Genomic DNA, 12,184 nt, shown 5'->3' on the forward strand with positions numbered 1-12,184 from the left:
GTTCACTCCCGCCCGAGTATCGCCGCGGCCGCGTCCACGCCCTCGCGGGTGCCGATGACGATGAGGGTGTCGCCGCCCGCGAGCCGGAAGTCCGGCGCCGGCGACGGGATCGCCTCGGCCCGCCGCAGCACCGCCACGATCGACGCGCCGGTCTCCGTGCGCATCCGGGTGTCGCCCAGCAGCCGCCCGTTCCAGCGGGAGGTGGCCGCCACCTCGACGCGCTCGGCGACCAGCCCCAGGTCCGTGGTGTACAGCAGACTCGCGCTGTGGTGGGACGGCATCAGCGCATCGATCAGCGAGCCCGCCTCGGCGGCGGTCAGGTGCAGCGACTGGGCGCAGGAGTCGGGGTCGTCGGCGCGGTACACGCTCACCGTGCGGGTGCCGTCGCGGTGCGCCACCACGGACAGGTGGCGTTGCTCCCGCGTCACCAGGTCGTACTGGACGCCGATCCCTGGCAGCGGGGTCGTCCGGAGACGGGGAGCAGACACGTTTCTTCTCCTTGCTGGTCGCTGAAGTCCGGCGGAGACCGCCGACGGGTACCCGGAGCCGCAATGCTGCCATCCCCCCGTACGGTGACGACATGGGTGTCGTGACGGATGGACAGGGCCGCCGGAGGACGGAAAGGCTGGTCACGGCGGTGCCATGGACCAAGCGTCGGTGGACGGCGGTGCCATGGGCACGGAATCGGCTGTCGCCAGTATCACGGACAGGGCGTCGGAGGACGGCGGGGAGCCGGGGAGGAGGAGTCGGGCACGTGTCGCTGTTCTGGCGGATCTTCGCCCTCAACGCCGTCGGTCTGGTCGTGGCCGCCGCGCTGCTCCTCGGCCCGGTGACCGTCTCCACCCCCGTCCTGCCCGCCGAGGCGCTCGTCGTCGTGGCGGGCCTGGCCGCGCTGCTGGCCGTCAACGCGGTCGTGCTCCGCGTCGGCCTGGCGCCGCTGGGCCGCCTGGGGCGGGCCATGGCCGACGCCGACCTGCTGCACCCGGGAGCCCGTGCCGTCGTCTCCGGACCGGTGGAGACGGCCGAACTGATCACGACGTACAACGCCATGCTCGACCGGCTGGAGGCCGAACGCGCCGCCAGCTCCGCCCGGGCCCTGTCCGCGCAGGAGCGCGAACGCCACCGCGTCGCCCGCGAACTCCACGACGAGGTCGGCCAGACCCTGACCGCCGTGCTCCTCCAGCTCAAACGCGTCGCCGACCGCGCCCCCGACGGGCTGCGCGGAGAGGTGGCCCAGGCCCAGGAGGCCACCCGCGCCGGCCTCGACGAGACCCGCCGCATCGCCCGGCGCCTGCGCCCCGGCGTCCTCGACGAACTCGGTCTGCCGAGCGCGCTGCGCTCCCTCGCGGCCGAGTTCACCACCCATGGACTGACGGTCCGCCACGACCTGCGGACCGGTCTGCCCCCGCTGACCGAGGAGACGGAGCTCGTGCTCTACCGCGTCGCCCAGGAAGCCCTCACCAACACCGCCCGGCACGCCGCCGCCGACCGCGCCGAACTCCGCCTCCGCCCCTTCGCCGACGGCGTCGAACTCCTCGTCCGGGACAACGGCAGAGGTCTGGCACCGTCGGCCGAGGAGGGCGCGGGCATCGGCGGGATGCGTGAGCGGGCCCTGCTGATCGGAGCGACGCTCAGCGTCACGTCCGGGACCGCCGGTGGGACGGACGTACGGTTGCGGACCGTGGGGACCGGCGGTTCCGGGGGCACTGGCAGCACCGAGGGGACCGGCAGCACCGAGGGGACCGGCAGCACCGGAAAGACCGGCAGCGAGGAAGCGGCGGGCGGTGCCCACGAGGAACCGCCCGCGGGCGCCGTCACGGGTATCGGCGGCACCAGCACGACTACCGGCACCAGCACGACTACCGACACCAGCACCACTACCGGCACCGGCGCGAACACCGGTACGGACACCGACACGGACGCCGGCAGCGGCTCAGGCCTCGGCACCCGCGCCGAAAGCCGCGCGGGCCGAGGTGCAGCCTCTGCCGACGCCGGCACCTCGGGCACCTGCGGAGGCCATCGGTGACCGACGACCCCCGACCGCTCACACGGCTCACACCGCTCACACCGCTCCCCGAGGTCCCGCAAGCCCCACCGACTCCGGCCGTTCCCGCAGGTCCGCCCGTCCGGGTCCTTCTCGCCGACGACCACACGCTGGTTCGCCGGGGCGTGCGGCTCATCCTCGACGGCGAACCCGACCTGACGGTCGTGGCCGAGGCGGGGGACGGGGCCGAGGCCGTCGAGCGGGCCCGGGACGGGGACATCGACCTGGCCGTCCTCGACGTGGCCATGCCCCGCACCACCGGTCTGCAGGCGGCCCGCGAACTCTCCCGCCGCCTCCCCGGCCTGCGCATCCTCATCCTCACCATGTACGACAACGAGCAGTACTTCTTCGAGGCGCTCAAGGCCGGAGCCGGCGGTTACGTGCTCAAGTCCGTCGCCGACCGCGACCTCGTCGAGGCGTGCCGGGCGGTCATGCGCGACGAGCCGTTCATCTACCCGGGTGCGGAGCGGGCGCTCGTCCGCTCGTACCTGGACCGGCTGCACCGTGGTGACGGCGTCGACGGTCTGCCCGAGCGGCCCATCACCGAGCGCGAGGAGGAGATCCTCAAGCTGGTGGCCGAGGGCCACACGTCCAAGGAGATCGGAGCGCTGCTCTTCATCAGCGCCAAGACGGTCGAACGGCACCGCGCCAACCTGCTCCAGAAGCTGGGCATGCGCGACCGCCTCGAACTCACCCGCTACGCGATCCGCGCAGGCCTGATCGACCCCTGACCGCGGCGCGGCGTCCCGCGCGCACGGTCACGTGACCGCCTACGGTGGGGACATGACCGAGATCGTCGTCGTGTACGAGCTCGACAAACCGGTCCCCACCCGGCCCGCCCCGGAAGCGCAAAGCACTGGAGAACGGGCCGTCCGCAAGGTGCACGCGGCATCCGCCGCACCGGGGAGGCCCACCGCGACGGGACCGCGGACCCTCTGCGGCAAGGACACCTTCGCCATGGACACGGCCCCCTGGAAGCCCTCCGAGCACCCTGGCGCGGTCTGGTACCCCGCAGAACACGCGTCTCTGGTCTGCGCCGAGTGCGACGCCGTGATGGAGGTCTGATCTCGTCGGGTGGGTCCGTCGGGCCGGGGCCGACCTCGTCCGGCGAGTCCGCGCCGACGGGGGGAGCCGACCTCGTCGGGCGAGTCCGCGCCGACGCTTCCCTCCGAACCACATGCCGCGACCGGTGGTGAGGCGCCCGCTCGCCGCATCGTTGCGGGGGCTGTGCCGGGAGCGCCTACCCTTGTGGAATGACCAGCAGCAGCGACCGGAGCTCCGTAGTGGACGTTCAAGGACCCAAGAGTTACGAAATCCGCACCTATGGGTGCCAAATGAACGTTCATGACTCCGAGCGGTTGTCCGGCCTGCTCGAAGAGGCCGGGTACGTCCGCGCCCCCGAGGGGTCGGACGGCGACGCGGACGTGGTCGTCTTCAACACCTGCGCGGTGCGCGAGAACGCCGACAACCGTCTCTACGGCAACCTCGGCCGCCTCGCGCCGAAGAAGGCGTCGCGCCCGGGGATGCAGATCGCGGTCGGCGGCTGCCTCGCGCAGAAGGACCGCGACACCATCGTGAAGAAGGCTCCCTGGGTGGACGTCGTCTTCGGCACGCACAACATCGGCAAGCTGCCGGTCCTGCTGGAACGCGCGCGCGTGCAGGAAGAGGCGCAGGTCGAGATCGCCGAGTCCCTGGAGGCCTTCCCCTCCACGCTGCCGACCCGCCGCGAGAGCGCCTACGCCGCCTGGGTGTCGATCTCCGTCGGCTGCAACAACACCTGCACCTTCTGCATCGTCCCGGCCCTGCGGGGCAAGGAGAAGGACCGCCGCCCCGGCGACATCCTCGCCGAGGTCGAGGCCCTGGTCGCCGAGGGTGTCTCCGAGATCACGCTGCTCGGCCAGAACGTCAACGCGTACGGCTCCGACATCGGCGACCGCGAGGCCTTCAGCAAGCTGCTGCGCGCCTGCGGGAACATCGAGGGCCTGGAGCGCGTCCGCTTCACCTCCCCGCACCCGCGCGACTTCACGGACGACGTGATCGCCGCCATGGCGGAGACCCCGAACGTGATGCCCCAGCTGCACATGCCGCTGCAGTCGGGCTCGGACACGGTCCTGAAGGCGATGCGCCGCTCCTACCGCCAGGAGCGCTACCTCGGGATCATCGAGAAGGTCCGCGCCGCCATCCCGCACGCCGCCATCACCACCGACATCATCGTCGGCTTCCCGGGCGAGACCGAGGAGGACTTCGAGCAGACGCTGCACGTCGTGCGCGAGGCCCGCTTTGCGCAGGCCTTCACCTTCCAGTACTCCAAGCGCCCCGGCACCCCCGCTGCCACCATGGAGAACCAGATCCCCAAGGAGGTCGTCCAGGCGCGCTACGAGCGTCTCGTCGCCCTCCAGGAGGAGATCTCCTGGGAGGAGAACAAGAAGCAGGTCGGCCGGAAGCTCGACCTCATGGTCGCCGAGGGCGAGGGCCGCAAGGACGGCGCCACCCACCGCCTCTCGGGCCGCGCCCCCGACAACCGCCTCGTCCACTTCACCAAGCCGGAGCAGGAGGTGCGCCCCGGCGACGTGGTGACCGTCGAGGTGACCTACGCCGCTCCGCACCACCTGCTCGCCGAGGGCCCCGTCCTCGACGTGCGCCGCACCCGCGCGGGGGACGCCTGGGAGAAGCGCAACGCCGAGAAGGCGGCCAAGGCGGCGGGCGTCATGCTCGGCCTGCCCAAGATCGGCGTGCCCGCGCCGCTCCCGGTGGCCACGGGCAGCGGCTGCGGCTGCGACTGACCCGGCAGCGGCGCGAGGTGCCCGACGGTTGCCCGGTTGGTGGCGGGCGGTTCCGACGGTGCCCCGGCCGGTGGCGGGACACGTCCCGACGGTGACCGATCCGGCGGACGCGCCGATCGGAGCGCGCGTCGGGCACGGGTCGCGCTGGTCGGACGTAGGCAGCGCGCACAGGGGCGGGCTGGTCGGACGCATCGCGCACAGGGCCGGGCTGGTCGGACGTGAGCAGCGCGCGCAGGGGCGAGCTGACCGGGCGTACGCATCGCGCACAGCGTCGCGCTGACCGGGCGTACGCATGCGCACGTCCGCTGACCGGACGTTTGCCATGCGGAGGTCGCGCTCACCGGAAGCACGCATCGCCCCCCCGGCGCCGGGCCGTCCCGCACGGGGCGGCTCGCGCCGACCGGACGTAGGCCTTGGGCAGGGGACGTGCCGATCGGACGTCCTGATCGAGGACGGGCCGTGGGCGCGGGCTAGTCTGCCGATCATGCTTGTCGCCGCCGCAGTCTGCCCCTGCCCGCCCCTGCTCGTGCCCGAGCTCGCCGCCGGTGCGGCCCCCGAGCTGGACGCCGCGCGCGCCGCCTGTTCCGACGCTCTGGGCGTGCTCGCCGCGGCCCGGCCGGACCGACTCCTGGTCGTCGGACCCACCGACGAGTCCGGTCGGGGCGTGTATCCGGAGGGCACGCGGGGCTCGTTCCAGGGCTTCGGCGTGGACCTCGCCGTCCGGCTCGGCCGGAGCGGCGGGGAGCCGGCGCCCGAGAGGGAGCTGCCGACCTCCCTCGCCGTCGGCGCCTGGCTGCTGGAGCGGGCGAAGTGGTCGGACACCCCGGTCGAGGGACTCGGCGTGGCGGACACCCTCGCGGTGGAGCGGTGCGTCGACGCCGGAAGGGAGCTCGGCGCACGGCCGGGGCGGGTCGCACTCCTGGTGATGGGCGACGGCAGCGCGTGCCGGTCGCTGAAGGCCCCCGGCTACCTCGACGAGCGGGCGGCGCCCTTCGACGCCGAGGTCGCGCGTGCGCTCGGCGCGGCGGACATCGCGGCTCTCGAGGCGCTTGACCTCGAGCCGGCGCGCGAGCTGAAGGTTTCGGGTCGGGCCCCATGGCAGGTGCTCGCGGGGGCGGCCGAGGACGCCGGACTGTCGGGCGCGCTGCTGTACGAGGATGCGCCGTACGGCGTCGGCTACGTGGTCGCGACCTGGTCGTAGGCGCCGTGCGGCCGGTGCCGTGCCGGTCGTGGAACGGCGGACGGCCGCGCGCGTTCCCGCTGCGCGGCCGTCCGCCGATCGCTGTACTGCCGTGGCCGCCGATCAGGAGGTCGGCGGGGGCGGGCCGGGCGGGGGCTCGCTCGGCGGCGTGAACGTGTCGCCGCCCATCCCCGGCTCGCGCCTGCCCGTCCCCGGCTCGTGCTTGTGCGCGAGCCGGTCCATGGCGCCCTTCGCCTTGTCGGTACCCGTGTGGATCTTGTCGCTGTACTTGCCCTTGGTCCGGTCGTCGACGACCTTTGCGGCCTTGTCGATCCCGTGCTGGATCTTGTCCCCGTGCTGGTGCGCGAGGTCCGAGACCTTGCCCTTGGCCGGGGTGAGCTTGGCCTTCAGATTGTTCAAAAGACCCATGGGTCACCTTCCCTGACGGGTCCGTTACGTGCGGGCGTTCTCGCCGGCCTCGCTGTCGGCGGCCTCCCCGGAGGACTGCTGCCGGGGGATCTCGACACCGTCGGCGGTCGGGTCGTCGTCCGTGGCCGCCTCCGTGGCGTCGCCGGCCTCCGCCGGCTCCCGCGCCGGCGCCTCCTCGGCGGCCTGCTCCGCCTCGTCGCCGTCCACCGCCGTACCGGCCGGTGCCTCGGCGGTCGTCTGCGGCTCCCGCGCGGTCGTCTCCTCCGTGACCGTCTTCCCCGTACTCGCCTCCTCCGTACCGGCCCCTGCCGTGGTCGCCTCCTCCGTGGCCTTCGACCTCCGGAAAAGCCGCGCCAAAACGCCCATATCCACTCCATACGGTACTCGTGCGGGCGAAATCCCGCGTTGTCCGGTGCGTCCGTTTGCGCCACCGGGATGCGCCGCCCCGGCAATGGGCGACGGGAATCTCGCAACGGGCAACGACGCCGGACGGGCCCCGTCACGTAACTCGTTCGAGAGCGCGGTGCGAGGTTTGCGAAACTGGTGCGGTGAGCAGCGCACCCCCCGCCCCCCGCGTCATCGCCGTCGTCGGACCGACCGCGGCCGGAAAGTCCGATCTGGGCGTCTTCCTGGCCCGGCACCTCGGCGGCGAGGTCGTCAACGCCGACTCCATGCAGCTCTACCGAGGGATGGACATCGGCACCGCCAAGCTGACGCCCGAGGAGCGCGGCGGCATCCCGCACCACCTCCTGGACATCTGGGACGTCACGGTCACCGCATCCGTCGCCGAGTACCAGAGACTGGCCCGCGCCCGGATCGACGCCCTGCTCGCCGAGGGCCGCTGGCCGATCCTGGTCGGCGGCTCCGGGCTGTACGTCCGCGGCGCCGTCGACAACCTGGAGTTCCCCGGCACCGATCCCGAGGTCCGCGCCCGCCTGGAGGAGGAGCTGACCCTGCGCGGCTCCGGCGCGCTGCACGCCCGGCTGGCCGCCGCCGACCCCGAGGCGGCCCAGGCGATCCTGCCCAGCAACGGCCGCCGCATCGTCCGCGCCCTCGAAGTGATCGAGATCACCGGCAAGCCCTTCACGGCCAATCTGCCGGGCCACGACTCGGTCTACGACACCCTCCAGATCGGCGTCGACGTGGCGCGCCCCGAGCTCGACGAGCGCATCGCCCGCCGGGTCGACCGCATGTGGGACGCGGGGCTCGTGGACGAGGTGCGCGCGCTGGAGGCGCAAGGCCTGCGCGAGGGGCGTACGGCCTCGCGCGCGCTCGGCTACCAGCAGGTCCTCGCCGCCCTCGCGGGCGAGTGCACGCAGGACGAGGCGCGGGCGGAGACGGTCCGTGCCACCAAGCGCTTCGCGCGCCGTCAGGACTCGTGGTTCAGGCGCGACCCGCGGGTGCACTGGTTGAGTGGGGCCACGGCCGATCTCACGGAACTTCCGAGGCTCGCACTGACGTTGGTCGAACGACCGGTTACAGCCTGATCACGTCATGGCATCGGGACGCTCAGGCCGTCATCCGGGCCTTCGGCCCCGTGCCATCATCGAGCTTCGATCGACCGAGTTGAGTCCGAGTTGGGAGGGCGCGTGGCGATGGAGGCCGGCCCTCGCGACACCGCACAAGGCACCGAGCACCTCACCACCGAGCGAGGAGTGCCGGAGCCGGAGGAAAGCCGTCTGAGCCCCGACGGGCCGGACGCCGACGACACCCAGGACGGCGTGACCGCCGACGGGCCGGAGCCCGAGGAGATGTTCGCCGGCGGCCCCGAGGTCGAGGTCGAGCTGCGCCCCCAGCGCCGCCTGCGGATCTGGCAGCTGGCCCCCATCGTCGGGCTGGCCGCGACCGGCTCCCTGATGTTCGCGTTCCCCCTCGCCTTCGACTTCGGCGACAGCGGGGCCGTGATCGCCATGCTCGGGCTGCTCATCTGCTCCTGTGCGGCCGGCTGGGGCATGATGGCCGCCCGCCGCGTCGGTCACACATGGCCCGGTCTGCCCCAGCGCGGCTCCGGCCGCCGCCCCGACTGGCGTGTCGTCCTCGCCTACGTCGTGCTGGTCGTCGCCGTCGTCGTCCTGGCCGTGTGGCGGGTCGCCCGGCTCCGCTGAGCGCCCCCGCGCTCTCTTCGGCTGCGCGACACGGTGTCGTACCCACCCCGTACGATCGAGGAATGAGCACGCGGATCGCCTTCCTCAAGGGTCACGGCACCGAGAACGACTTCGTGATCGTCCCGGACCCCGAGAACGCCATCGACCTCCCCCCGGCCGCCGTCGCCGCCCTGTGCGACCGGCGCGCGGGCATCGGCGGCGACGGCCTGCTGCACGTCGTGCGGTCCGCCGCCCACCCCGAGGCGAAGGACATGGCCGCCGAGGCGGAGTGGTTCATGGACTACCGCAACGGCGACGGCTCCATCGCCGAGATGTGCGGCAACGGCGTCCGCGTCTTCGCGCGCTACCTCCAGCACGCCGGGCTCGTCACCGAGGGCGACCTCGCGGTCGCCACACGCGGCGGCGTGAAGACCGTGCACATCGCCAAGGACGGAGACGTCACCGTCGGCATGGGCAGGGCACGGCTCCCCGAAGGGGAGGTCACCGTCAGCGTGGGCGAGCGCAGCTGGCCCGCACGGAACGTGAACATGGGCAACCCGCACGCCGTCGCCTTTGTCGACGACCTCGCGCACGCCGGCACCCTGTACTCCCCGCCGCCCTTCAGCCCCGCCTCCGCCTACCCGGAGGGGGTCAACGTCGAGTTCGTCGTCGACCGCGGCCCGCGCCACGTCGCGCTGCGCGTGCACGAGCGCGGCTCCGGCGAGACCCGTTCGTGCGGCACGGGCGCCTGCGCCGTCGCGGTGGCGGCCGCCCGTCGGGACGGCGCCGACCCCGCCGTCACCGGCACGCCCGTCACGTACACCGTGGACGTCCCCGGCGGCCGGCTCCTGATCACCGAGCGGCCCGACGGCGAGATCGAGATGACCGGACCCGCGGTCATCGTCGCCGAGGGTGAAATCGACCCGGAGTGGCTGGAAACCGCCGTTCGCTGACGGCGCCCGAGGCTTGGCATCGGAGGTGGAGACGCCCTGCCGGAGCCGAGGAGTACCGTCCGGGCCGGACCCGTGAGTTCGACTCCACGGCCCGCCCCAGGTCAGGCGGCTCAAAACCGTAAACCTCGAAACCGTCGCTCGAATGGGTGATCCGTTTCACGCTCGGCGAGAGGCGGCCGATCGAGCGTGATGGGCTCGGTAGCATCAAGCACCGGCCCGGACGGGGGATCGTCGCCGCCCCCTGAGCCGTGTCCGCCTTGGGGCACTCCGTCCGCCGGTCCACGCAGCCGGAGGTGCCCATGAGTGCGGAGGCCACGAACCCCGCGACCCCAGGCCCGGTGGCGCCTGCCGCTCCCCGCAGGCGCAGCCGCCCCCGGATCGACCTGCGCCGCCTGGGCCGTGCCGCGCTGCTCGGCTCCGCCTCCCGCGACCGACTGCCCGACGCGATCGGACATGTGGTCGAGGCGCACCGCGCCCACCATCCCGACGCCGACCTCGAACCGCTGCGCCGCGCCTACGTACTGGCCGAGTCCTCGCACCGCGGCCAGATGCGCAAGAGCGGCGAGCCGTACATCACCCACCCGCTCGCCGTGACCCTCATCCTCGCCGAACTGGGCGCCGAGACGACGACGTTGACGGCCTCTCTGCTGCACGACACCGTCGAGGACACCGATGTGACCCTCGATCAGGTACGCGAGCAGTTCGGCGAGGAGGTGCGCTATCTCGTCGACGGCGTGACGAAACTGGAGAAGGTCGACTACGGCGCCGCCGCCGAGCCCGAGACCTTCCGCAAGATGCTCGTCGCCACCGGCAACGACGTCCGCGTGATGTCGATCAAACTCGCCGACCGGCTGCACAACATGCGCACCCTCGGTGTGATGCGTCCCGAGAAACAGGCGCGCATCGCCAAGGTGACCCGCGACGTCCTCATCCCGCTCGCCGAACGCCTGGGCGTCCAGGCCCTCAAGACCGAGCTGGAGGACCTCGTCTTCGCGATCCTCCACCCCGAGGAGTACGAGCACACGCGCGAGCTCATCGCCGACAACGCCTCCCGCGCGGACGACCCGCTCACCGAGTTCGCCGACGCCATGCGCGCCGTCCTGCGCGACGCCGACATCCAGGCCGACGTCCTCATCCGGCCACGGCACTTCGTCTCCGTCCACCGCGTGGCCCGCAAACGGGGGCGGCTGCGCGGCTGCGACTTCGGCCGCCTGCTCGTCCTCGTCAACGAGGACGCCGACTGTTACGCGGTCCTCGGCGAGCTGCACACCTGTATGACGCCCGTCGTCTCGGAGTTCAAGGACTTCATCGCCGTCCCCAAGTTCAACCTGTACCAGTCGCTGCACACGGCCGTCGCCCGTGAGGACGGCCAGGTCGCCGAAGTCCTCATCCGCACCCACCAGATGCACAAGGTCGCCGAGGCCGGCGTCGTCGCGCTCGGCAACCCCTACGCGCCTCCCGCGGAGGAGCAAGGCGGCGAGGGCGGCCAGAACGACGGAGACACGGCCGACGGGGAGCGCGTCGACCCCACCCGCCCCGGCTGGCTCTCCCGCCTCCTCGACTGGCAGGAGGCCGCACCCGACCCGGACACCTTCTGGTCCACCCTGCGCGAGGACCTCGCCCAGGACCGTGAGATCACCGTCTACCGCCCCGACGGCGGCGCCCTCGGTCTGCCGGAGGGCGCCACCTGCGTGGACGCCGCGTACGCGCAGTACGGCGAGGACGCCCACGCCTGCATCGGAGCCCGCGTCAACGGTCGGCTGGCGACCTTGAGCACCGTTCTGCGGGACGGCGACACCGTTCAGCTCCTCATGGGCCAGGACCCGGCCTCCGAGCCCTCCAGGGAGTGGCTGGAGCACGCCCACACACCGGCCGCCCGCATCGCCATCCAGCGATGGCTGGCGACGCATCCGGGGCCGGACGGCGCGGGCGCGGAGCCGGGCGGAGGGATCGCGGAGCCGGGCGGTGGGGCTGCCGGTGACGCCACGGACGCCGGAGAGACGGCAGGCGGTGCGGCCGCCGACGCGATCGAGGCAGTGAGAGCCGCCGGCGGCGTCCTCGCCCGCCCCGCCGCCGAGCATCCCGCCCCCTGGCCCGGCGCCGCGATCACGGCGGTCGACCGTCCCCGAGCGAGCGTCCGGCTCGCCGGGTGCTGCACGCCCGTGCCCTCCGACGAGGTGATCGGCTTCGCGGTGCGCGGGGGAGCGGTGACCGTGCACCGCGTGGAGTGCGCCGCCGTGTCGCGTATGACGAACGCGGGGCGCGCACAGGTCGACGTGCGCTGGGGAGACACCACCGAGTGCCGGGTCACCCTGGTCGCCGAATCGTTCGGGCGCCCCCATCTGCTCGCCGACCTCACCGAGGCGATCGCCCTGGAAGGCGCCGAGATCGTCTCCGCGACGGTCGAACCCCCGAGCCAGCAACGCGTACGGCACACCTACACCCTCCAGCTTCCCGACGCGGCCCATCTGCCGACCCTGATGCGCGCCATGCGGAACGTCCCCGGCGTGTACGACGTGAGCCGCGCCCAGCACCACGCCGCACCGACACCCTGAACCGACATCCACGGGTGCGCCCCGGGAACCGCGCCCAGGCCCGGTCACGCCGGACGCCCGCGGTCCGGCCTGCCGGCTCGGCGTGGCCCGGGCGTCGTAGGCCACGTCCCGGCTCCCTTGCGCCGTACGACGCCCTCGTTCCCGTGCGCCCCGCCC

At 73.0% G+C, this 12,184-nt stretch carries 11 protein-coding genes and 1 pseudogene; 9 read left to right on the top strand and 3 right to left on the bottom strand.

Features of this window, described 5'->3' with window-relative positions; genetic code table 11:
- Positions 1-2: 2 nt before the first annotated feature.
- Complete coding sequence (locus tag ACIHAR_RS25340) at positions 3-488, bottom strand: TrkA C-terminal domain-containing protein (RefSeq protein ID WP_365458952.1); 486 nt, start codon at positions 486-488, stop codon at positions 3-5.
- A 266-nt stretch (positions 489-754) separates the two neighbouring features.
- On the opposite strand from ACIHAR_RS25340, the pseudogene ACIHAR_RS25345 reads away from it, so the two are divergent.
- The 5 genes and pseudogenes from ACIHAR_RS25345 to ACIHAR_RS25365 all read left to right on the top strand — a co-directional run.
- Positions 755-1,696, top strand: a pseudogene (locus tag ACIHAR_RS25345) (sensor histidine kinase); the annotation flags it as partial.
- 326 nt (positions 1,697-2,022) lie between these two features.
- Complete coding sequence (locus ACIHAR_RS25350) at positions 2,023-2,775, top strand: response regulator (RefSeq protein ID WP_400022026.1); 753 nt, start codon at positions 2,023-2,025, stop codon at positions 2,773-2,775.
- Positions 2,776-2,827: 52 nt separating this feature from the next.
- Entirely contained in the window at positions 2,828-3,109 is a 282-nt protein-coding gene (locus tag ACIHAR_RS25355) for a hypothetical protein (protein ID WP_365458946.1), read from the top strand.
- 188 nt (positions 3,110-3,297) lie between these two features.
- Positions 3,298-4,827, top strand: coding sequence for a tRNA (N6-isopentenyl adenosine(37)-C2)-methylthiotransferase MiaB (miaB, locus tag ACIHAR_RS25360; RefSeq protein ID WP_365458943.1), 1,530 nt, complete (start codon positions 3,298-3,300; stop codon positions 4,825-4,827).
- 484 nt (positions 4,828-5,311) lie between these two features.
- Positions 5,312-6,028, top strand: coding sequence for a class III extradiol dioxygenase subunit B-like domain-containing protein (locus tag ACIHAR_RS25365; RefSeq protein WP_400022028.1), 717 nt, complete (start codon positions 5,312-5,314; stop codon positions 6,026-6,028).
- 102 nt (positions 6,029-6,130) lie between these two features.
- Here ACIHAR_RS25365 and ACIHAR_RS25370 read toward each other — a convergent pair whose 3' ends face one another.
- Together ACIHAR_RS25370 and ACIHAR_RS25375 are read right to left on the bottom strand one after the other, a co-directional pair.
- The gene (locus ACIHAR_RS25370) at positions 6,131-6,436 is read right to left on the bottom strand and encodes an antitoxin (protein ID WP_400022030.1); all 306 of its coding nucleotides are present in this window, start codon (positions 6,434-6,436) and stop codon (positions 6,131-6,133) included.
- 24 nt (positions 6,437-6,460) lie between these two features.
- The gene (locus tag ACIHAR_RS25375; RefSeq protein WP_400022032.1) at positions 6,461-6,802 is read right to left on the bottom strand and encodes a hypothetical protein; all 342 of its coding nucleotides are present in this window, start codon (positions 6,800-6,802) and stop codon (positions 6,461-6,463) included.
- A gap of 182 nt (positions 6,803-6,984) precedes the next feature.
- On the opposite strand from ACIHAR_RS25375, the gene miaA reads away from it, so the two are divergent.
- The 4 genes from miaA (at position 6,985) to ACIHAR_RS25395 (ending at position 12,028) form a co-directional block, all read left to right on the top strand.
- The gene (miaA, locus tag ACIHAR_RS25380; RefSeq protein WP_400022034.1) at positions 6,985-7,923 is read left to right on the top strand and encodes a tRNA (adenosine(37)-N6)-dimethylallyltransferase MiaA; all 939 of its coding nucleotides are present in this window, start codon (positions 6,985-6,987) and stop codon (positions 7,921-7,923) included.
- Between the two features lie 108 nt (positions 7,924-8,031).
- Positions 8,032-8,541, top strand: coding sequence for a hypothetical protein (locus tag ACIHAR_RS25385; RefSeq protein WP_365459053.1), 510 nt, complete (start codon positions 8,032-8,034; stop codon positions 8,539-8,541).
- 62 nt (positions 8,542-8,603) lie between these two features.
- Positions 8,604-9,473: a diaminopimelate epimerase gene (gene dapF, locus ACIHAR_RS25390; RefSeq protein WP_365458928.1), complete on the top strand. Its 870-nt coding sequence runs from the start codon at positions 8,604-8,606 to the stop codon at positions 9,471-9,473.
- 299 nt (positions 9,474-9,772) lie between these two features.
- Complete coding sequence (locus ACIHAR_RS25395; protein ID WP_400022037.1) at positions 9,773-12,028, top strand: RelA/SpoT family protein; 2,256 nt, start codon at positions 9,773-9,775, stop codon at positions 12,026-12,028.
- Positions 12,029-12,184 lie beyond the last annotated feature (156 nt).

Origin of the sequence: Streptomyces sp. NPDC052016, assembly GCF_044548445.1 — a bacterium.
GTDB lineage: Bacteria > Actinomycetota > Actinomycetes > Streptomycetales > Streptomycetaceae > Streptomyces.